Here is a 20,388-nt window from a genome sequence, read left to right on the forward strand (position 1 = left end):
GTGAAACAACGGCTGCATCAGCGGCTGAACAGTGTTTGCACAGCGGCCGCATGATAAATCGCCCGGGCCGGTCGCGTCCGGCACAATGGACGCATGACCGAGCGAAAGCCACCTGGTGTGCCGTTCGAGTCCTGGGTCGACAAGCAGATCCGTGACGCCGAGCGGCGCGGCGAATTCGACCGACTCCCGGGCGCGGGGCAGCCGTTGCCGCCGGGCACGGACACCTCGTACGACGAACTCTGGTGGATCAAGAGCAAGATGGCCCGCGAGGGTCTCTCGGTCCTGCCTCCGACGCTCGCCCTGCGCAAGGAGGCGGAGGACGCCCTCGTGGCGGCGTACGCGGCTCCGTCGGAGCGGATCGTCCGGAAGATCATCACGGACGTCAACGTCAAGCTCCGCGACATGATGTTCAAGCCGCCGCCCGGCCCCCCGCTGGGTATGAAGCCGTACGACGTGGAAGCGGTCGTACGGGAGTGGCGGGAGCGCCGGGAGCGCCGGGCGGGTGCGAGGGCCCCGGGCGAGGCCCCGGGCCAGGGGTCAGAGGTGTAGGGGTCAGAGGTGTAGCAGGCGTCGGGTCAGTTCGCGGTAGTCCCGCAGGGCCTGCCGAAGTTGCTCGGTGTCGGCGGAGGCGTCGGTGCCGGTCGGGTCCTCGGCGGTGTCGGTCGGTTGCCAGGCGCCGCGCAGGGTGCGGCGACGGCGGTGCACGGCGTCGGTCAGGCGGGCGGTCAGGTCTTCCAGAACGCGGTCGGCCTCCTCCACGGCGTCCCGGGGGCCGTCCACGAAGCCGACGACCGCGTGCTCCATGCGGGCGGCGAGCTTGTCGCTCTCCTCGCGCGGGAGCAGCGAACCCGGCGCGTCCGGTGCGACCACGGTGCCCTCGTCCCGTCCCCTCGGTGTCACGTCTTCCCTCGGTGTCACGTCTTCCATCGGTGTCACGTCTCCCCTCGGTGTCACGTCTCCCCTCGGTGTCACGTCTCCCCTCGGTGTCACGTCTCCCCTCGGTGTCACGTCTCCCCTCGGTGTCACGTCCGGCATCGCGCTCAGCCCTCCTTCGGCTGGTGGCGGTGGAAGGCGCGCGGCAGGTGGCGGTGGCCGTCGTCCCCGGGCGTGGCCGCGGCCGGGGTGCGCTCGGCGCGGTGGCGGGCGGTGGGCTCGCCGCGGGCCGGGGTGAGCAGGTCGTCGAAGAGCGCGCGGGCCTCGAGCAGGGCGGCCCGCATGTCCTCGGTGCCGGGCGCGGTCGCGTCCGGTGAGCCGTCGGGCGTCACGGCGGCGACGCGGTGCACGCTGCGGTAGCCCTGCACATGGCGGGCGTGGTGCACGGAGAGCGCGGCGACCTGCTCCTCGTACTGCGCGGCGTCCGGGAAGCCGCGCGCGCCGGCCACCTCTGCGAGCAGCCGGTCCGCCTCGGTGACCGCCTTCCTCGGCGAGTCGACGAAATTCTCCTGTGCGGCCGTCCAACGGGCCTCGTACCGCTCGCGTTCGGCGGGCTCCAGCGGCCGCTCGCGCAGTCCGCCGTGCCGCTCCACGAGGGCGCCGAGTTCCCGCTCGGCCGCCTTGACGTCCCCGTCGTGCCGGTCGACGGCACGGTCGTACTCGGGCCCGAAGCGCCGCTTCAGGCCGCCTCCGCCGTGCGCGCCCCGGGCCCGCACGGTCAGGACGGCCGCGACGGCGACCACGACGACCGCCACGATCACGATCAGAGCGATGATCACACCTGTGGACATGGTTGCCCTCCGATGGGTCGGCCCCTCGGGCCGGTTCCGCACCCGGGTTGCCCGGACGGCCCCGTCCAAACGGGTTCCGACGGTGTGTCGATCCGGCCGCGGCCCGATCGACGTGAGGGTGAGAGGAACGAAGCACGAGGAATCGAAGAACGACGCACGACGCACGACGCACGAGGCACGAGGCACGAGGCACGAGGCACGAGGCACGAGGCACGAGGCACGAGGAACAGCGATCGGGATCGAGGAGGCTGTCATGGGTGAGGTCGTCGCACGGCTGGCCATGTCACTCGACGGGTACGTCGCCGGGCCGGACTCCGGCCGGGAACACCCCCTGGGCATCGGCGGGGAGCGGCTGCACGCGTGGGTGTACGGGCTGCGGACGTTCCGGCGGATGCAGGGGATGGAGGGCGGGGCGGGCGGCCCCGACGACGAGCTGCTCGCCGCGTGGGTGGAGCGGCCGGGGGCCGTGGTGATGGGGCACGGGATGTACATCAGCGGCGAGATCCCGTGGGGCGACGAACCGCCGTTCCACATGCCGGTCTACGTCGTCACGCACCAGCCGCGCGCGTCCGTCGTGAAGGAGGGCGGGACCACCTACCACTTCGTCACCGAGGGGCCCGAGCACGCGCTCGCGCTCGCCCGCGAGGCGGCCGGGGACAAGGACGTGTCCCTGGCCGGCGGAGCGGACCTGGTCGGGCAGTTCATCCGGGCCGGGTGGCTGGACGAGCTGCTGCTGCACATCGTCCCCGTGCTCCTGTGCGGCGGGCGGCGGCTGTTCGACGGGGCCGGGGACACGCCCGTCGAGTGGGCGAAGACCGAGGTGCTGGACTCCCCCGAGGTCACCCATATTCGGTTGCGGGCCCGATAGGGCGGCTCCCGACAATGCCTCCATGACGACCTGGACCATCGCCCCCGAATCCTTCGACTCGGCGGTCGCCGCCGCACTGTGGCGGGAGTACTACACCGAGGTCAGCGACCGCTGGTACCTGCTGCACGAGGGGCACCGGACCGACCCCGCCGAGCTGGAGCGCGAGATCGCCGCCCAACCGGGAGCCGAACTCACGCCGCCCGGCGGGCGGTTGCTCGTGGGGCGGTACGACGGTACGCCCGGCGGCTGTGCCGGCGTACGGCTGCTGGACGCCGCGACGGCCGAGCTGACCCGGGTGTTCGTCCGGGAGGGGCTGCGCGGGAAGGGCGGCGCCCCGCTGCTGGTCGGGGCCGCCGAGGACGCCGCCCGCGCGCTCGGCGCCACGCGGATCGTCCTCGACACCCGCAGCGACCTGATCGAGGCACGCACCCTGTACGCCCGGCTCGGCTACACGGAGACCGAGCCGCACAACACCGGCCCGTACGCCGAGCACTGGTTCACCAAGCCACTGCGGTGACGGAGGCCGCCGTCGGCCGAGGGAGCCGATCCGGTGGCGGACGCCCGTCAGGCCCAGCGACGGCGGCGGCAGCGGCGACCGCTCATATGCCCTGTGGTGGCGGAGGGTGGTCCCGGGGTGGGGGCCGGTGGTCGCGGGGCTCCCGTCCCTCCCCGTGCGGCCGTTCGCGGTCGGAGCCGCACAGTTCGGTGTTGAGTTCCTTGACCAGCTGGACCAGGTCGGTGGGCCGGTCCGGGCCCCACCAGTCGCCGAGCAGTTCGGCCAGCGACTCCTCACGGACCCGGGCCAGGTCCTCGGCGACCTCGCGGCCCCGTGGGGTGAGAACCAGGTCCAGCCCCTCGCGCACGGCCAGCCGGCGCCCCTCGACCTGCCGGGCGGCGTCCAGGATCACGTTCAACGGGACGGTGCTGCGCTCGGCGAGCACCGCCGGTTCGACGCTGCCGTACTTCCAGGTTCGCAGCAGCAGCCAGCTCGCCGCCGGGAGCAGATCGTGGCCGGACCGGACGGCGATCTCCCGGTAGATCTCGCGGCGGCCCTCGCGGGTGCCGAGGACGGACAGCGCCCGGCACACCTCGTCGTACGACGACCGCTCGACCGGGTTGCTGGCGAGCGTCTCCGTCACGTCGGGCGCGGTGACCGAGCCGCGCAGCGGGTCCTCGCGCAGGAACCAGGCGAGCACGAAACCGAACAGGGCGACGGGTGCGGCGTACAGGAAGACGTCGGTGATCGCGGAGGCGTAGGCGCTCAGGACCCGTGGTCGCAGATCGGACGGGAGCGCGGCGATGCGGCGCGGGTCGGCCTCCAGCGCGTCGACCGAGACGCCGGACGGGAGGCTGACGCCCCGGAAGGCCTCGGTGAGCTTGTCGCCGAGGCGGCCCGCGAAGACCGTACCGAAGACGGCGACGCCGAAGGACGCCCCGATGGAGCGGAAGAAGGTCGCACCGGAGGTGGCGACGCCGAGATCCTCGTAGGAGACGGCGTTCTGCACGATCAGGACCAGGACCTGCATGACCAGGCCGAGACCGAGGCCGAAGACGAGGAAGTAGGCGCTCATCTCGCCCGTGGAGCTGTGCTCGTCCAGCTGGTGGAGGAGGAGCAGACCGAAGGTGGTGACGGCGGTACCGGCGACCGGGAACACCTTCCAGCGGCCGGTGCGGCTGACGATCTGCCCGGAGACGGTGGACGACAGGAGCATGCCGGCCACCATCGGCAGCATGTGCACGCCGGACATGGTCGGGGAGATGCCCTGGACGACCTGGAGGAACGTCGGCAGATAGGTCATCGCGCCGAACATCGCGAAGCCGACGATGAAGCTGATCACGGCGGAGAGCGTGAAGGTGCGGATGCCGAACAGCTTCAGCGGCAGGACGGGTTCGGCGGCCCTGCGTTCGACGGCCACGAACGCGACGGCCAGGACGACACCCAGCACCGCGAGACCGACGATCTGCGGCGAGCCCCAGTCCCAGGTGGTGCCGCCGAGGGACGCCACCAGCACCAGGCAGGTGGCGACGGAGGCGATGAGGAAGGTGCCTAGGTAGTCGATGACGTGCCGGGCCGCCCTGCGCGGGATGTGCAGGACGGTCGCGATGACGGCGAGGGCGACGACCCCGACGGGCAGGTTGACGTAGAACACCCAGCGCCAGCTCAGATGCTCGGTGAACAGGCCGCCGAGCAGCGGGCCGAGGACGCTGGTGGCGCCGAACACCGCGCCGAACAGGCCCTGGTAGCGGCCGCGTTCCCGGGGCGGGACGATGTCTCCGACGATCGCCATCGACAGCACCATCAGGCCACCGCCGCCCAGCCCCTGGACCGCCCGGAAGGCGATCAGCTGGGGCATGTTCTGAGCCATTCCGCACAGCGCCGAACCGATCAGGAAGAGCACGATCGCGGCCTGGAACAACCGCTTCCGCCCGTACTGATCGCCCAGTTTGCCCCACAGCGGAGTGGCGGCGGTCGACGCGAGCAGGTACGCGGTGACGACCCAGCTCAGATGGTCCAGGCCGCCCAGATCGCTGACGATGGTGGGCAGGGCCGTGGAGACGATCGTCTGGTCGAGGGCCGCGAGGAACATGCCGAGCAGCAGGGCGCCGATCGAGACGAGCACGTTTCCGGACACGTGCTCCTGACGCGGATCCGCCGTCGCGCTGTGCGCGTCCAAGGCCATGGATGCCTCCTGAGGCTCAAGTGACCCTTTCATCGTGATCGGTGTGACCCGTTATGGCCTCTCGAGTCCCCTTGGGGTAACCCGGGACCCTCCAGGGATCCTGATGGAATCTGACATTCCGGGGGGCGCGGGCGAACGGTTGTGTGAAGGATCTGCATAATCTCTGGAGTTTGGATGGGGAGGAACGAACACGTGAGCGATCCGACGGGGCGACAACGGCGACGGGAACGGCAGGGGCTGCCGTGCCCGGAGTGCGGCGCGTTGCGTGCCCCGGACAACACCCCGTCCTGCTCCTGCGCCCAGCGCGCCTCGGACGCCCTGCGCGACACGCGCACGGCGGAGGCGGCCGCGGCGGAGGACTTCGATCCGCTCCGAATACGGCCGTACGTCGAGATCGGGGAGGACGGGCAGGGCGGACAGGGCGGACAGGGCGGACAGGGGGCGACTCCCGAGGCAGTTGCCTCCGGCACGGCTTCCGGCGCGTCTTCCCGCTCCGGTACCTTCTCCGGCGCCACCGACGTGACGATGCCCCTGCGGGCGGTCCCCGCCGACGAGACCGTCCCGCTGCGGGCCGTGGACGCGACCACGGCGCTCCCCACGCCCCTCACCCCGACGGGCGCCGAGCCCAGCACCACCGATCTGAGCCTGTTCGACGCGGGGGATCGGGAGCGGGGCCGGGAGTGGGACCGGGGCTGGGATCAGGGCGGGGCGTACGCGGCCTCCGACGACGAGGACGCGGCGACCCCGAACGGCCGGCGCCGCCGTCGCGCCCTGCTGCTCGCGACGACCGGTGCCGTCGTGGCCGTGGTGACCGCGGCCGGGTTCGCCGGCGGGCTGTTCTCCTACGAGAAGCCGACCCGGGACAGCGCCGCCCCCAAGGACGTCCGGGCCGCCGTACCCGACAGCTCGACCAGCGCGGCCTCGGTGTCGCCCTCGCCGAGCGGTTCCCCGTCCCCCTCGGCGTCCAGCGCGTCGCCGTCGCCCTCCGCGAGCGAGAGCGCGTCGCCGTCCGCGGAGGCGTCCAGCGCCTCGCCGTCCGCCTCCGCGTCGGCCGAGCCGAGCCAGACGACACCGACGGCCGGGGTCACGAGCACCACCGGGCCCGACAACGGCGCCGACAGCGGCGGCGAGGAGACCATCGCGGCGCCCGTCCTGCGCCGCGGCGACAGGGGCACGGAGGTGACCGAACTCCAGCTCCGGCTGAGCCAGTTGTACCTCTTCAGCGGCGAGGCCAACGGCATCTTCACCGGCGCGGTCGAGGACGCCCTGCGCAACTACCAGTGGTCGCGGGGCATCAAGTCCGACGACCTGGGCGTGTACGGGGCGGCTACCCGTCAGAGCCTGGAGTCGGAGACCGACGAGCCGTAGGTCCGGCAACCGGTCTCACCCGACTTCCGGCAACCGGTCTCACCCTGCTTCCGGCAACCGGTCTCACCCTGCTTCCGGCAACCGGTCTCACCCGACGTGGATCCGGACCCCGTCCTCCACGGCTTCGACCCGGATCTCCCGCAGGTCCCGCACCACCACGTCCGGCCGGTACGCCGCGGCCCTCGCCCCGACGCCCACGACGCGCATCCCGGCGGAGCGCCCGGCGGCGATCCCCGCCCCCGAGTCCTCGAACACCACGCACTCCCCGGCCGCGACCCCCAGCTCAGCCGCGCCCTTCAGGAAGCCTTCGGGATCCGGCTTGCTGGCGCCCACCGACTCGGCGGTGATCCGCACGTCCGGCAGCTCCAGTCCCGCCGCCGCCATCCGCGCGGTGGACAGCGCGACGTCCGCCGAGGTCACCAGCGCGTGCGGCACCCCCTGCGCGCGGAGTGAGGCGAGGAACTCCGGCGCCCCGGGCACCGGCACGACCCCGTCCAGGTCGGCGGTCTCCTCCGCCAGCATCCGGGCGTTGTCGGCGTAGTTCTGCTCCATGGGCCGCTCGGGCACCAGTACGGCCATCGAGGCATACCCCTGCCGTCCGTGGACGACCTGCATGACCTCGTCGCCGTCCAGCCCGTGCCGGTCGGCCCAGCGCCGCCAGACCCGCTCGACCACGGCGTCGGAGTTCACAAGGGTGCCGTCCATGTCGAGCAGAAGGGCACGGGCGGTGAGGACCGGCATCAGCAGCTCCAGGTGCGGCTTCGGAAACATAGAACGCAGAGACGTCGAACACAGAAACGTAGAACATAGAACGCAGAACGTAGAACGCAGAAACAAGGCGGCCCCGCCCGCCGGTCAGGGAAAACGAGCGGGAGCCACTTTGTTTCTCTACGGTACAAAACAAGAGGGGTCGCCCGCCACTCGCCACGGAAAGCGCCGGAAAGCGTTCACTCGCCGTTCAGGTCGCTCCGCACCAGCCCCACCCCGCGCGCCCGCCTCAGCCGGCGATCGCCTCCCACAGGCTCCACACGCCCAGCAGCAGCATCAGCAGCGCCGCGATCCGCGTGATCAGCGTCAGCGGCACCCGCTTCATCAGCGCCTTTCCGCCGACGATGCCGAGGCCGGCCACCGCCCACAGCGCCAGCACCGCGCCGAGGCCGACGGAGAGCGGGTCGTCGTAGCGCGCGGCCAGGTTCGCCGTCATGATCTGCGTGAGGTCGCCGAACTCGGCGACCAGGATCAGCATGAAACCGGCTCCGGAGACCTTCCAGAAGGACTGGTTCTCCGGCCGCCGGACCTCCTCGTCGCCCTCGTCCTTCTTCATCAGCAGCACCGCCGCGCCGCCCAGGAACAGCACACCGGTCAGCGCGTGCACGATCTGCTGCGGCAGCAGCGTCAGCACACTGCCGGCGGCCACCGCGAGCGTCACGTGCAGCGCGAAGGCGGCGGCGACGCCGGCGAAGACGTACGAGGCGCGGTAGCGGGTGCCGAGGACGAGACCGGCGAGCGCGGTCTTGTCCGGGAGCTCGGCAAGGAAGACGACACCGAAGACGAGCGCCGTGACGCTGATACTGATCAAGGTTCCTCAATCGGTCGGGGCCACCCCACCGAGAGCCTGATTCCAGAAGAAGTAGACACACCTCGGCACGGCAGCACACATGGCATCCGTGCCGTGGGGCACGGATGTGCACTGCTTGCCGAAGGTCTCGCTGGCCGGTCCCCTACGGGACCCGCCTCCGGGCGCCGGCTCAGACGAGCTGAGCAGTATGTCGACGGTCCGGCGAAGAGCTACTCCCCTTCTGCTCCGTCAATCATACGAGATCGTTTCGCCATAAACCTTGTCGTGTCATGTACCCGTCACTACTTTCTTACCGGGCGCACACCTCCCCGCAACGCGACCCGGCGAGCATTCCACCGCTCGCACTCCAACGCCCCCGCCCCACCAAGGAGTTCGCATGCCCAAGTTCTACGCGCGTCGACGGCTGAGCATACTCGCGGCACTCGCGGGCCTCATAGCCTCCGTCGGGCTTTTCAACGCGCCGACCGCCTCCGCCGCCCTCCCCACTCCGGTCAGCGCCGCCACCGCCCGCAGCTACCTCGCCACCCTCACCGTGGCCACCGAGGACCGCACCGGCTACGACCGCGACCTCTTCAACCACTGGATCACCATCAGCGGCACCTGCAACACCCGCGAGACGGTCCTGAAGCGCGACGGCTCCAACGTCGTCACCAGCTCCGCCTGCGCCGCCACCAGTGGCACCTGGTACTCCCCGTACGACGGCGCCACCTGGACCGCCGCCTCCGACCTCGACATCGACCACCTGGTCCCGCTCGCCGAGGCCTGGGACTCCGGCGCCGACAGCTGGACCAGCACGCAGCGCCAGAACTTCGCCAACGACCTGACCCGTCCGCAGCTCATCGCGGTCACGGACAACGTCAACCAGTCCAAGAGCGACCAGGACCCGGCCGAGTGGATGCCGTCGGTCACCTCCTACCGCTGCACCTACGTGCGCGCCTGGGTGCAGGTGAAGTACTACTACGACCTCTCCGTCGACTCGGCCGAGAAGTCCGCGCTCACCAGCTACCTCTCCGGCTGCTGACCGAGTCGTGACCGCAGGAACCTCCCCGCTCGCCTCCGTCGTTCCGTACCGTACGGAGCGACGGAGGAGGGCGATCACGTGGCCGGACTGCGGCTGGGACCACTGCTGAGACACACCGACGGCTCGTCCGCGACCGTCTGGGTCGAGGCGAGCCGTCCGTGCGCCGCCGAGGTGCGCTGCGCGGACGGCTCCGTCGGCACGGCCCGCACCTTCCAGGTGGCGGGCCATCATTACGCCCTCGTCCCGGTGACCGGTCTGACGGCGGGCACGGAAACGGCCTACGAGGTGTTCCTGGACGGCACCCGCGTGTGGCCGCTCCCCGACTCCCGCTTCCCGCCGTCGGTCATCCGCGTCCCGGCGGACGGCGACGGCTTCCGGGTGGCCTTCGGCTCCTGCCGCTGGGCGGCACCCCCGGCAGGCAAGGCCGACCCCGTGGGCCCCGACGCCCTGGACAGCCTGGCCGCCCGCCTCGCCGCCGACCCGCGGGCCGAGCGGCCCGACGTGCTCCTGCTGCTCGGCGACCAGGTGTACGCCGACGAGGTCTCCGACGCGACACGGGAGCGGATCCGGGCCCGCCGCGGACTCGCCGACCCGCCGGGCGCGGAGGTCGCCGACTTCGAGGAGTACACCTGGCTCTACTACGAGTCCTGGCTCGACCCCGAGGTCCGCTGGCTGCTGTCCACCGTGCCCAGTTGCATGGTCTTCGACGACCACGACGTGATCGACGACTGGAACACCTCCGCCGCCTGGCTCGCCGACATGCGGGCCGCGCCCTGGTGGCGCGAGCGGATCCTGAGCGGCCTGATGTCGTACTGGGTCCACCAGCAGCTGGGCAACCTCTCCCCCGCCGAGCTGGCCGCCGACCCGCTCTACACCGCCGTACGCGCCACCCCCGACGGCACCGACGCGCTGCGCGCCTTCGCCTGCCGGGCGGACGCCGAGCCGGCCTCCGTGCGCTGGAGCTACCGGCGCGACTTCGGCCGGGTGCGGCTGCTGATGGTGGACACCCGGGCCGCGCGGGTCCTCGACGAGGGCGGGCGCGCCATGCTCGACCCGGGCCAGGCCGCGTGGCTGCGCGCCCAGGTCCTCGACGACCCCGGCTCCTACGACCATCTCCTGATCGGCACCTCCCTGCCCTGGCTGCTGCCGCGGCTGGTGCACGACGCCGAGGCGTGGAACGCGGCGCTGTGCCGGGGTGAGCGGGGCGCGCGCTGGGCGCGGTTCGGGGAGAAGCTGCGGCGGGCGGCGGACCTGGAGCACTGGGCGGCCTTCCCCGGCTCCTTCACCGCGCTGAGCGAGCTGATCGCCGAGGTGGGCACGGGCCCGACGGCCCCGGCGACGGTGCTCGTCCTCTCCGGGGACGTCCATCACGCGTACGTCGCCGAGCCGCGCTGGCGCGATCGGCCCGGCCCGGACGCGCGCGTCCTCCAGCTGACCTGTTCGCCGGTGCACAACTCGATACCGCTGTCGATAAAGATGGGCTTCCGCTTCGGCTGGAGCGCGGTGGCCCGTGCCCTCGGCCGCGGTTTCGCCCGGCACGGCCGCTGTCCGCACCCGCCCGTGGACTGGCGGAAGACGAGCGGGCCGTGGTTCGGCAACCAGCTCATGACCCTGGTCCTGCGCGGGCGTTCGGCCCGGCTGCGGCTGGAGCAGGCGCGCGGGAAGGGTGTGCTGACAACCGTGGAGGAGTCCGACTTGGCCCCCTGAGCCGGACAACTGGGGCCAGTGGGGCCCGCGTTGGCTTCTGCGACGCTCGACGGCATGATGAGGCGGACCGTCCGCTTCCAGTGCGGTGCCGTGCAGTGCCGTGCAATGCGGTGCGGTGCAGTGCAGTGCACGGCAGCGCTGCTGGCGGTCCGCTCCATCGCGCCCCCACACGCCCGGGAGTCCCCCCTGTGTCCTCACTGAACGCGGAAGTGACCGCGCAAGCGACCGCGGGAGTGACCCCGCGAGCCACCGTGGACGAGCACGCGGTGTCGGCGTCGGCGTCGGTGGCCGTCGCCCTGGTCGGCGCCGGGCCGCGCGGCACCAGCGTCCTGGAACGCCTCTGCGCCTCCGCGCCGGACCTCCTGCCGCCGGGAGCGCGGCTGACGGTCCACGTCGTGGACCCGGCCCCGCCGGGACCTGGCCGGGTCTGGCGCACCGCGCAGTCGCGGGAACTGCTGATGAACACGGTGGCCTCGCAGGTCACCCTGTTCACCGACGACAGCGTGGACTGCGCGGGGCCGATCCGGCCGGGCCCCAGCCTGCATGAGTGGGCGGCGGGCACGCTGGGCCCGGACGAGTACCCGACCCGCGCGCACTACGGCCGCTACCTGGAGTGGGTGTTCGCGCGGACGGTACGCCGGGCGCCGTCCGCGGTGCGGGTCGAGACCCACGCGGCCCGCGCAGTCCGCCTTGACGACGCCGCCGACGGCCGCCAGGTCCTCACCCTGGACGACGGCCGGGTGCTGCTCGGGCTGTCCGCCGTGGTCCTGGCCCAGGGCCATCTTCCGGTAGTCGCGGACGCGGCCCAGCAGCGCCACGCGGCGTACGCCGAGCGCCACAGCCTGCGGCACATCGCGCCCGCGAACCCGGCCGACGTCGACCTCTCCGCGCTGGCGCCGGGCGAGCCGGTGCTGTTGCGCGGCCTGGGCCTGAACTTCTTCGACCACCTGGCCCTGCTGACCACCGGCCGGGGCGGCCGCTTCGTCCGCGTCGGCCCGGGCACCGGCTCCGGTACCGGGGGCACCGGTACCGGGGGCTCCGGCTCCCGCGGCCTGCGGTACATACCCTCCGGGCACGAGCCACGGCTGTACGCCGGTTCGCGGCGCGGCGTCCCGTACCGGGCGCGCGGCGACAACGCGAAGGGGCCGTACGGCCGTCATCTCCCGCTGGTCCTCACCCCGGAGGTGATCGCGGGCTTCCGCAAGCGCGCGGACTCCGGGGAGGCGCCCGACTTCCTGGCGGAGATATGGCCGCTGGTGGCGAAGGAGGTGGAGACGGTCTACTACGCGACCCTGCTCCGCCGGGAAGGGTTCGTGGACCGATTTCTGGCCGTTACGCACGGTGACCCCCGCGAGGCGGAGATTCTCGACGCGTTCGGGGTCACGGAGGCCGACCGCTGGAGCTGGGACCGGATCTCCAGGCCGTATGCGGAACGGCGGTTCGCGCACCCGGGGCAGTGGCGGGAGTGGCTGCTGGGGTATCTGCGGCGGGACGCCGAGGAAGCCGCCCGGGGCAATGTGGACGGCCCGCCCAAGGCGGCCCTGGACGTGCTGCGGGACCTGCGCAACGAGCTGCGGCTGATCGTCGACCACGGCGGGCTGGCCGGCGTCTCCCGCCGGGACCACCTCGACCGCTGGTACACCCCGCTCAACGCCTTCCTGTCCATCGGTCCGCCCCGCCGGCGCGTGGAGGAACTCACCGCACTGCTGGAGGCGGGGGTGGTGGAGGTGCTCGGCCCGCGGCTGGAGGTGAGCGAGGAGGACGGGGCCTGGCGGGCGCACTCGCCGGAGGTGCCGGGCTCCGCGGTGCGGGTGGCGGCGCTCGTCGAGGCCCGGCTCCCGGAACCGGATCTGCGACGCACCGCCGACGATCTGCTCGCCCGGCTGCTGAAGACCGGGCGGTGCCGGCCGCACACGGTCGACGGATATCCGACCGGAGGTCTGGACGTGACTCCGCGCCCCTACCACCTGGTGGACCGTCAAGGCAGGCCGCACCCCAGGCGGTTCGCCTTCGGGGTGCCCACGGAGGGCGTGCACTGGGTGACGGCGGCGGGCGCCCGCCCGGGCGTGGACTCGGTCACGCTCTCGGACGCGGACGCGATCGCGCGAGCCGTACTCCGTGCGGCGGCATCGGAAGCGGAACGTCACAGCGGAAGTCAAGCCATGGCTAAATGTTGAACTTGCAATTACTGGTTGAGGTTGCCTAGCGTAATTGCTCATTCGGTACCGCCGCCCCCACCGACCGGTCCTCTCCCCCATCGAGACCGACCGACCGACACCGAAGGAGCACCCCCCACCATGTCCGCTCGTCTCAACACCGCGCAGCCCTACGCGATCGGCCTGTTCCGTATCGTCGTCGGCCTGCTGTTCGCCTGCCACGGAGCCGCCTCGCTCTTCGGCGTCCTCGGCGGGGCCGCCGGCACCGACGGCTCCACCCTCGACGCCGGCACCTGGCCCGGCTGGTACGCGGCCGTGATCCAGCTGATCTGCGGCAGCCTGGTGCTGCTGGGCCTCGGCACCCGGGCCGCCGCGTTCCTGGCCTCGGGCTCCATGGCGTACGCCTACTTCAAGGTGCACCAGCCGGGCGCCTTGTGGCCGATGGAGAACGGCGGCGAGGCCTCCGCGATGTTCTGCTGGGCCTTCCTGCTGCTGGTGTTCACCGGCTCCGGCGCCCTCGGCCTCGACCGGCTCTTCGCCAAGCGCACCGCCGGGGACCGGGAGCCGGCCGCGCAGACGGCCACCGTCACGGCCTGACCCGTCACGATCTGTCTGCGATCGGCCTGACCCGTCACGGTCGCGATCGCTCTGACCCGTCACGGTCGGTCCGGCCCGTCGCGGACGACCTCTCCCGAGCGACCCCTCTCAGGCGACCCAGCCGAAGGGCACCGTGAAGCACGCCACCCGGGTTCCGTCGGAGCCCGGGTGGTCGTGGATCACGACCGAGGACGCCTCGCCCCGCCGGAAACCCCGGCCGTGCCGGGCGGCGGCCTCGCCCGTGCCGTCCGGGCCGGCGGTGAAGTCCGGCCGCACCTCGTTCCCGGCGTCGGCGCCGCCCGTCTCGTCGTGCCGGTAGCGATCGCCCGCGGCAGCCGGGTCGGTCCCGCAGGGTCCGCGGTGGACCCGGACGCGGTGACGCGCGACCCGGCGCGAATCCGGACACGTTCAGCTCCACGGCCGTGGCCGCGCCCGTCCCGCCGATCTCCTGGCGGACCTCGATCCACGCGGCCGCCGGGACCAGCCCCTGGTCGTAGTGACCGCCGCCGAGGGCACGAACGCGGCCGACGGCGCGAACCGCCCCTCCCTCCGCATCCAGCACCCGGGGGCCCCCTCGGCACCGCCGGTACCCCCCGCGAACACGGCGGCCGTGAGGACCCCCTCCCACCCACCTGTCACCACGGCCCGTTCCGCTTATCGCTCGGGATCCGATACGGCCTCTCCGGTGAACGTCCGGTGCCGAACGCACGCGCCCCCCATGAATCTCCTGTCACACCCTCGGCGTACGCTGTATGGCTGTATTGGCCGCACCTGCCGCTCCCTCGCGACACAGCGGCACGGTCGGCCGTCACGGGGGAGACACGGGGAGCGATCGGTGTTCGAGAGTGTGGGGGCGTTGTTCGGCAGCCCATGGATCTACGCGGTGGTGGGCCTGTCGGTCCTCCTCGACGTGTTCCTGCCGGTACTGCCGAGCGGAGTGCTCGTCATCACGGCGGCGACGGCCGCCGCGGCGGGGTCGGGGGCGGCGACCGGACAGGTGCCGGACGAGGTGCCGGACATCATGGTGCTGATCCTGTCCGCGACCACCGCGTCCGTGCTGGGCGATCTGGTGGCCTACCGGCTGGCCTGGCGGGGCGGTGAACGCCTGGACCGCGCGATCGCCCGCTCCCGACGGCTCACCACGGCGCAGGAACGTCTCGGCGAGGCGCTCGCCAAGGGCGGCGGCGCGCTGGTGGTGCTGGCCCGCTTCGCGCCCGCCGGGCGCTCGGTGGTCTCCCTGATCGCGGGCGCCGCTCACCGCCGCGCCCGCGACTTCCTGCCCTGGTCCGCCCTGGCCGGCCTGTCCTGGGCCGCCTACAGCGCCGCCCTCGGCTACTACGGCGCCCACTGGCTGGGCACGGCCTGGCTGGCGACGGGCGTCTCGGTCCTGGCCCTCTTCGGAGCGGGCGCGGCGGCGGCCTACGTCATGCGCCGGCCTTCGTCGGCCTGACACGGCGCCGACGAACCACCCGGGAGGGGGACCGAACCACCCGGGAGGGGGACCGGACCACCCGAGACGGGGACCGGGGGCTGCGCGGGGGTCACGCCTGCCGCGCGCCCCGTACCTCCAGGCCGTCCAGCAGTTCTGTCGTGGCCAGGGCGATTTCTTCGACCGCTCGTTCGAACACCTCCCGGTTGTGTTCGGCCGGCGCCCTGAAGCCCGACACCTTGCGGACGAACTGGAGGGCGGCGGCCCGGATCTCGTCCTGCGTGGCCTCCTCGGCCAGCGCGGGCGGGCGGAGTGTCTTGATGCTGCGGCACATGTCCTCAAGTCTCCCCCGTCACCCGGCCTCCGTGCCATGATCATCTCCGAGGCGGCCACCGCGACCGCGGGGCCGACCGACGAGAGGAACAACAGCATCATGGCGAACGACATGCGCGACGGCGTGCACGACGACGTACGCGACGACGTACGCGACGACATACGCACCGTCGCCGTCCTCGGCCCCGGCGGGGTCGGCGGCCTGCTCGCGGCGCTGCTGTCCCGGGCCGGCCACCAGGTGGTCTGCCTGGCCGGCGAGGACACGGCCGCGACCCTGCGCACCCACGGCATCCGCGTCCGCAGCGGCCAGTTCGGCGACTTCACGGCCCGGGTCGACGCGGACACCACCCTGCGCACCCCGGTCGACGCGGTCCTGATCACCGTCAAGCACACCGCCCTGGACACGGCGCTGACCAGGATCCCGCCCTCGGCGCTGGGCGACGACACCCTCCTCGTGCCGTTCCTCAACGGTGTCGAGCATCCCGCGCGGCTGCGTGCCCACCATCGCCCGGACCGGGTCGCCCCAGCCGTCGTCCGCGTCGAGTCGACCCGTGTCGCGCCCGGCGTGATCGAGCACGGCAGCCGCTTCACCAGCATCGACCTCGCCGGGGACCAGGTGCCCGCCGACCGTCTCGACGCGCTCGCCCGGACCCTGTCCGCGGTCGACCCGGTGGTCCGGGCGCACCCGGACGAGACGGCCGTCCTGTGGGCGAAGCTGGCGTTCCTCGCGCCCTTCGCCCTGCTCACCACCCGCCACGGCGTCCCCGTCGGCGAGATCCGCACCCGGCACCGGGAGGATCTGACCGCGCTGGTCGAGGAGGCCGCCGCGGTCAGCCGGGCCTGCGGCGCCCCCGCCGACCCGGCCCGGGCGCTCGCCCTCTACGACGCCTTCGATCCCACGGCGAAGTCCTCCATGCAGCGCGACGCCGAGGCCGGCCTGCCCCTCGAACTCGACGCGATCGGCGGGGCGCTGCTGCGCGCGGCCGAGCGGCACGGCGTGCCTGTGCCGGTGGCGGCGCGTCTGGTGGCGGAGGTGGGGGCGGCTACCCGCTGAGCCCGGCGCGCAGATCGACGTACCAGTCGTTGGATCTGATCCAGTTGCCCTTCGGATACTCGAAGTCGGCCTGGCCGAGCAGCGTGAACCCGGCCTTGCGGCACACCCCGTTGGACGCGGCGTGGTCCACCTCGGGGAAGGCGTGCAGGGCCGGGTGGCCGCCCACCTCCCGTACGACGTCGACGAGGGCGCGGGCGGCCAGCGCGGCGAGCCCTCTACCCTGGAACTCGGGCAGGATCCCCCAGCCCGTCTCCCACACGGTGCCGCCCCGCCACTCGCGCTCCCAGTACCCGATGGAGCCGGCGGTCCCGCCGCCGTCCGCGAGCGTGACCCGGTACATCCGGCCGTCGGACAGCTCGCAGTACCGCCGGTGCCGGGCGAGGAGCTTCTCCTCCGTCTCCGGCCCGCCGAGATGCTCGGTCATCTCGGGGCTGTTGGTCCGCCGCAGCAGCCAGAAGTCGCCCTCCGACCAGGGCACCAGCCGCACCCGCTCCACACCGCTGAGATCCATGCCCCCACCGTAGAGCGAGGGTCTGACAACCGGCCCTCCGGCAGCCGGGCCCGAGCCTTGACTCCCCGGCACCGGCTGCTGCACCCACTGACCTGACCCGTCACCTGACCCGTCACCTGACCCCTGACCTGACCCCTGACCTGACCCCCTGAAAGGCAGAACCCATGCCCGGCTCCGCAGCCGCACCCACACCCGCCCCCGCGCCCTCACCCGCCTCCGCACCCCCCGTCCTGGCCTACGACGGCGACTGCGGCTTCTGCCAGACCTCCGTCGACCGTCTGCGGGCGCTCGCCGCACCGGCGCTGCAAGCGGTTCCCTGGCAGTTCCTGCCCGCCGGGACGACCGCCCCGCACCTCGAACGGCTCGACCGGGAGGTCCTGTTGCTGCGAGGCGGCACGGTCCTCGCCGGCGGGGCGGACGCGCTGGCTCGCTATGTCGGGACCTCGCCGTCCCCGGCGTACCGGGTGCTCGCGGCCGTGGTCCGGCTGCCCGGGGTCCGCTCCTGCGCCCGCGCGGCCTACCGCTGGGTGTCCCGCAACCGCCACCGGCTGCCCGGCGGCACGCCCGCGTGCGCCGTACCGCCCGCCGCGAAGTGAGGTCCCCCGTGCGCCGTCGTGTCCCGACCTGTGTCCTCGTCCCGGGCGCCCCGCCCGCCCTCGCCGACGGGCACGCCGTCGACCGGTACGTCGAGATCGGCTCGCTCACCAAGGCCGTCACCGGCACCGCGCTGACCCGGATGGCGGCGGCCGGGGTGCTCTCGGTCGACGACCCGGTCGAACGGTGGCTTCCCGAGGCGCCGGCGACCGGCATCACGCTGCTGCACCTGGCCCGGCACACCTCGGGCCTCCCCCGTCTGCCACCCGGCCGGGTCCGCCCGCGCGACCCGTACGCCGGGTTCGACCACGCCGCGCTGCACGCGCTCCTGCCGGGTCTCGACACGCTCGCCACCCGCCCGCCCGGTCAGGAGGAGGAGTACTCCAACTTCGGCTACGCCGTCCTCGGCGCGGCCCTGGGCGCCGCCGCCGGGACGACGTACGAGGAGCTGGTGACCACGTACGTGCTGGACCCGCTGGACATCACGGAGATGACCGCGCACCCCGCCCCGGAGCGGTGTCTGCCGACGCCGGGGCGGCTCGGCGGGTCCCGCAGGCCGTGGACGATGGACGGGGCGATCCTGCCGGCCGGCGGTCTGTGGGCCACGCCGCGCGCGGTGGCCGACCTGGTCGTACGGCTGCTGGTGGAGCGCCGGCTGGGGGATCCGTCGCCGTCCTGGCAGGAGGCCGGGCCCCTGCGCTGGCACAACGGGGCGACCCGGCACGCCTCGGTGTTCACCGGCGCGCTGGACGACGGGGACTGGGTGGTGGTCCACCGGCTCAACGCGCAGGCGGAGATCACGGACCGGATGGGCGTGGAGATCCTGCGGCAGCGCCGGACGGCCGGAACCTGACCACCCCTGATCGAACGCACGTTCACACGAACACCCCAAAGGAGCTCGCCCCGCAAAATCGAACAGGCGTAGCATTAGCGCGTGGCTACGACCTATGACTTTCCGAGCGACCTGCGCGCCGGTCAGGAGGAGCTGCATCAGGTCCGGGCCGAGCTGTCGGTCCTCCTGAAGCGGCTGCCCTGGTCGGTCGAGCCCCTGGACGGATTCAGCGACGACAGCGGCTGGCGCAAGATCGAGCGCCCGGCCTCCCCCGGCTGGACGGCCGACGAGCAGGCCGAGGTGGAGAAGCTCCGCCGGCGGGAGCACGAGCTGGCGGTGTTCGTCAGCGGCCACCGCTTCTGGTCGGAGGTGGCCGCCGGGGACCGGGTGGAGGCCCGCACCCGCCTCAAGCACGCGCACGAGACCCCACCCGGCGAGGAGAGCTAGCTCTTCTTCCCGAGCAGCCCGTTCATCTCCGCGATCTCCGCGGTCTGCCCGGTGACGATGTCGTCGGCCATGGACCTGGCGGGGGCGTAACGGCCCTTGTCCCGCTCGGTTCCGGCCATCTCGACGGCGCCCTCGTGGTGTTCGGTCATCAGCGTCAGGAACGCGGTGTCGAAGGCCTCACCGGAGGCCTTCGACAGCTCCTGCATCGCGGCGTCGTCCATCATTCCGGCCATGCCGCCGCCGTGGGAGCCGTGGGAGCCCTGGTCCGTCGCCGCGCCCTCCTCGGGCACGTCCTCGCCCCAGGCCTTCAGCCAGCCGGTCAGCTTCTCGATCTCCGGCTCCTGGGCCCGCTCGATCCGGGTGGCGAGGTCCTTGACCGCCGTGGACGAGGCGCGGTCGGCGGCGAGTTCGGCCATCTCCAGGGCCTGCCGGTGGTGCGGGATCATGCCCTGCGCGAAGGTGACGTCCTGGGCGTTGTGCGCGCCGGCCGAAACGCCGGCCGAGGCGGTCGGGTTCCCGCCCGCGGCACGCTCACCGGTGTCGTCGCCGTCGGCACCGCCGCACGCGGCGAGGACGAGCGCGGCGGTCACCGTCACCGCCGCCGCACAGGCCCGACGGATTCCGCCGACTCCGCTGACACGACGGACTCCGCCGGCACGACGGACTCGGCTGACACGACGGGAAGTGGTGCTGGTCATTCGGGAACTCCTGGGGAGAAAAGGGGATGTGGACACGTCGGCGCACCACGTCGGCCCACGGGGGCACGCGGTGCGGGAGCGGTGTCTATATCCGCAGGAGCTGGAGTTCCGCCAGGGACGGCGGCGCGCGGGCGCCGTCGGGGTCCTCGGTCACGGACGCGCGGACCGGGCCGTCCGCCCGGGGCACGGGGGCCGGGTCGGGCACGAGGCCGGGCAGCACCGGGCCGTCGCCCAGCGCGGGCGAGGCGCAGGTCGCGTCCGCGTGCCGGGCGTGTCCGCCGCCGCAGTGGCCCTCGGGACAGCCGTCGTGCACCTCGGCGACCACCGAGCCCGAGATCGCCGCCATGGGTGCGGCCGCCGCGACGGGTGAGGTCGCCGCCTCGGGCGAGGAAGTCGCCGCCATGGGCCGGCTCCCCCCGTGCGCGGAGTGCAGCCCGCCGGGCGCGAGACCGTGCATGCCGAGCAGGCCCACAAGGAGCCCGAGCACGCACACCGCCCGCCGCCACAGTCCGTTCACAGGCGCCATCCTAGGGAGCGCCGGCGGTCCGACACGCCGCAGGGCCCCCGGAACGATCCGGAGGCCCTGCGGCACCGTCTGGTGGGCGCGGACGGTTTCGAACCGCCGACATCCTGCTTGTAAGGCAGGCGCTCTACCCCTGAGCTACGCACCCAGAACGAGTCGACAGCCTACATTGCCCGGGGCGGTGTCCCGCAAACCCGTATCGCAGCGGCATCGGACCGTTCGCGGCGGGGCACGGACGGGGCTTGGGGGCTGCCGGGGATTGACTG

General features: G+C 72.9%; 22 protein-coding genes, 1 tRNA gene and 1 pseudogene. 13 read left to right on the top strand and 11 right to left on the bottom strand.

Annotation, left to right across the window (positions count from 1 at the left end; all coding sequences use genetic code 11):
* Positions 1-93: 93 nt before the first annotated feature.
* Complete coding sequence (locus ACZ6D7_RS06450) at positions 94-549, top strand: DnaJ family domain-containing protein (RefSeq protein ID WP_469484313.1); 456 nt, start codon at positions 94-96, stop codon at positions 547-549.
* A 3-nt stretch (positions 550-552) separates the two neighbouring features.
* Here ACZ6D7_RS06450 and ACZ6D7_RS06455 read toward each other — a convergent pair whose 3' ends face one another.
* Entirely contained in the window at positions 553-927 is a 375-nt protein-coding gene (locus ACZ6D7_RS06455; RefSeq protein WP_469484318.1) for a hypothetical protein, read from the bottom strand.
* Positions 928-1,040: 113 nt separating this feature from the next.
* Positions 1,041-1,724 carry a hypothetical protein gene (locus ACZ6D7_RS06460; RefSeq protein WP_469484321.1) on the bottom strand — a complete coding sequence of 228 codons (684 nt, stop codon included), beginning with the start codon at positions 1,722-1,724 and terminating at the stop codon, positions 1,041-1,043.
* 253 nt (positions 1,725-1,977) lie between these two features.
* On the opposite strand from ACZ6D7_RS06460, the gene ACZ6D7_RS06465 reads away from it, so the two are divergent.
* Entirely contained in the window at positions 1,978-2,592 is a 615-nt protein-coding gene (locus tag ACZ6D7_RS06465; protein WP_469484324.1) for a dihydrofolate reductase family protein, read from the top strand.
* Between the two features lie 22 nt (positions 2,593-2,614).
* Complete coding sequence (locus ACZ6D7_RS06470; protein ID WP_469484327.1) at positions 2,615-3,109, top strand: GNAT family N-acetyltransferase; 495 nt, start codon at positions 2,615-2,617, stop codon at positions 3,107-3,109.
* Between the two features lie 82 nt (positions 3,110-3,191).
* On the opposite strand, the gene ACZ6D7_RS06475 is transcribed toward ACZ6D7_RS06470, so the two are convergent.
* Complete coding sequence (locus ACZ6D7_RS06475) at positions 3,192-5,273, bottom strand: MDR family MFS transporter (RefSeq protein ID WP_469484330.1); 2,082 nt, start codon at positions 5,271-5,273, stop codon at positions 3,192-3,194.
* A 192-nt stretch (positions 5,274-5,465) separates the two neighbouring features.
* Here ACZ6D7_RS06475 and ACZ6D7_RS06480 point away from each other — a divergent pair, with 192 nt between their 5' ends.
* A complete protein-coding gene (locus ACZ6D7_RS06480) occupies positions 5,466-6,641 on the top strand; it encodes a peptidoglycan-binding domain-containing protein (protein ID WP_469484333.1) in 1,176 nt (391 codons plus the stop codon).
* 87 nt (positions 6,642-6,728) lie between these two features.
* Here the strand turns inward: ACZ6D7_RS06480 and ACZ6D7_RS06485 are convergent, their stop codons facing one another.
* Together ACZ6D7_RS06485 and ACZ6D7_RS06490 are read right to left on the bottom strand one after the other, a co-directional pair.
* A complete protein-coding gene (locus ACZ6D7_RS06485; protein ID WP_469484336.1) occupies positions 6,729-7,412 on the bottom strand; it encodes an HAD family hydrolase in 684 nt (227 codons plus the stop codon).
* 226 nt (positions 7,413-7,638) lie between these two features.
* The gene (locus ACZ6D7_RS06490; RefSeq protein WP_469484340.1) at positions 7,639-8,220 is read right to left on the bottom strand and encodes a TMEM165/GDT1 family protein; all 582 of its coding nucleotides are present in this window, start codon (positions 8,218-8,220) and stop codon (positions 7,639-7,641) included.
* 376 nt (positions 8,221-8,596) lie between these two features.
* Here ACZ6D7_RS06490 and ACZ6D7_RS06495 point away from each other — a divergent pair, with 376 nt between their 5' ends.
* From ACZ6D7_RS06495 to ACZ6D7_RS06510, 4 genes and pseudogenes are all read left to right on the top strand, one after another.
* Positions 8,597-9,241, top strand: coding sequence for an HNH endonuclease family protein (locus tag ACZ6D7_RS06495; protein ID WP_469484343.1), 645 nt, complete (start codon positions 8,597-8,599; stop codon positions 9,239-9,241).
* Between the two features lie 78 nt (positions 9,242-9,319).
* Positions 9,320-10,948 (top strand): alkaline phosphatase D family protein, encoded by a 1,629-nt coding sequence (locus tag ACZ6D7_RS06500; protein WP_469484345.1) that lies wholly within the window; start codon positions 9,320-9,322, stop codon positions 10,946-10,948.
* A 284-nt stretch (positions 10,949-11,232) separates the two neighbouring features.
* Positions 11,233-13,144 (top strand): annotated as a pseudogene (locus tag ACZ6D7_RS06505) (FAD/NAD(P)-binding protein).
* Between the two features lie 101 nt (positions 13,145-13,245).
* The gene (locus ACZ6D7_RS06510; RefSeq protein WP_469484347.1) at positions 13,246-13,701 is read left to right on the top strand and encodes a DoxX family protein; all 456 of its coding nucleotides are present in this window, start codon (positions 13,246-13,248) and stop codon (positions 13,699-13,701) included.
* A gap of 108 nt (positions 13,702-13,809) precedes the next feature.
* Here the strand turns inward: ACZ6D7_RS06510 and ACZ6D7_RS06515 are convergent, their stop codons facing one another.
* Positions 13,810-13,977 carry a hypothetical protein gene (locus ACZ6D7_RS06515; RefSeq protein ID WP_469484350.1) on the bottom strand — a complete coding sequence of 56 codons (168 nt, stop codon included), beginning with the start codon at positions 13,975-13,977 and terminating at the stop codon, positions 13,810-13,812.
* 559 nt (positions 13,978-14,536) lie between these two features.
* On the opposite strand from ACZ6D7_RS06515, the gene ACZ6D7_RS06520 reads away from it, so the two are divergent.
* Entirely contained in the window at positions 14,537-15,151 is a 615-nt protein-coding gene (locus tag ACZ6D7_RS06520; RefSeq protein WP_469484353.1) for a DedA family protein, read from the top strand.
* 91 nt (positions 15,152-15,242) lie between these two features.
* On the opposite strand, the gene ACZ6D7_RS06525 is transcribed toward ACZ6D7_RS06520, so the two are convergent.
* Positions 15,243-15,464: a DUF2277 domain-containing protein gene (locus ACZ6D7_RS06525; RefSeq protein WP_469484354.1), complete on the bottom strand. Its 222-nt coding sequence runs from the start codon at positions 15,462-15,464 to the stop codon at positions 15,243-15,245.
* Positions 15,465-15,575: 111 nt separating this feature from the next.
* Between ACZ6D7_RS06525 and ACZ6D7_RS06530 the strand changes: the two genes are divergently transcribed.
* Positions 15,576-16,517, top strand: coding sequence for a ketopantoate reductase family protein (locus tag ACZ6D7_RS06530; protein WP_469484573.1), 942 nt, complete (start codon positions 15,576-15,578; stop codon positions 16,515-16,517).
* Here ACZ6D7_RS06530 and ACZ6D7_RS06535 read toward each other — a convergent pair.
* Positions 16,507-17,028: a GNAT family N-acetyltransferase gene (locus ACZ6D7_RS06535; protein ID WP_469484357.1), complete on the bottom strand. Its 522-nt coding sequence runs from the start codon at positions 17,026-17,028 to the stop codon at positions 16,507-16,509. The genes ACZ6D7_RS06530 and ACZ6D7_RS06535 overlap by 11 nt on opposite strands.
* Positions 17,029-17,192: 164 nt before the next feature.
* On the opposite strand from ACZ6D7_RS06535, the gene ACZ6D7_RS06540 reads away from it, so the two are divergent.
* The 3 genes from ACZ6D7_RS06540 to ACZ6D7_RS06550 all read left to right on the top strand — a co-directional run bounded on the left by ACZ6D7_RS06540 (position 17,193) and on the right by ACZ6D7_RS06550 (position 18,901).
* Positions 17,193-17,624 carry a thiol-disulfide oxidoreductase DCC family protein gene (locus ACZ6D7_RS06540; RefSeq protein WP_469484360.1) on the top strand — a complete coding sequence of 144 codons (432 nt, stop codon included), beginning with the start codon at positions 17,193-17,195 and terminating at the stop codon, positions 17,622-17,624.
* An 8-nt stretch (positions 17,625-17,632) separates the two neighbouring features.
* Positions 17,633-18,475 carry a serine hydrolase domain-containing protein gene (locus ACZ6D7_RS06545; protein WP_469484363.1) on the top strand — a complete coding sequence of 281 codons (843 nt, stop codon included), beginning with the start codon at positions 17,633-17,635 and terminating at the stop codon, positions 18,473-18,475.
* A gap of 81 nt (positions 18,476-18,556) precedes the next feature.
* A complete protein-coding gene (locus ACZ6D7_RS06550; RefSeq protein ID WP_469484365.1) occupies positions 18,557-18,901 on the top strand; it encodes a hypothetical protein in 345 nt (114 codons plus the stop codon).
* Here ACZ6D7_RS06550 and ACZ6D7_RS06555 read toward each other — a convergent pair.
* The 3 genes from ACZ6D7_RS06555 to ACZ6D7_RS06565 all read right to left on the bottom strand — a co-directional run bounded on the left by ACZ6D7_RS06555 (position 18,898) and on the right by ACZ6D7_RS06565 (position 20,270).
* Positions 18,898-19,599, bottom strand: coding sequence for a DUF305 domain-containing protein (locus tag ACZ6D7_RS06555; protein ID WP_469484368.1), 702 nt, complete (start codon positions 19,597-19,599; stop codon positions 18,898-18,900). The genes ACZ6D7_RS06550 and ACZ6D7_RS06555 overlap by 4 nt on opposite strands.
* An 85-nt stretch (positions 19,600-19,684) precedes the next feature.
* The gene (locus tag ACZ6D7_RS06560) at positions 19,685-20,116 is read right to left on the bottom strand and encodes a DUF6153 family protein (protein ID WP_469484371.1); all 432 of its coding nucleotides are present in this window, start codon (positions 20,114-20,116) and stop codon (positions 19,685-19,687) included.
* Between the two features lie 79 nt (positions 20,117-20,195).
* A tRNA-Val gene (locus ACZ6D7_RS06565) sits at positions 20,196-20,270 on the bottom strand.
* Between the last annotated feature and the right edge of the window lie 118 nt (positions 20,271-20,388).

This window comes from Streptomyces sp. NPDC041784 (assembly GCF_055591025.1).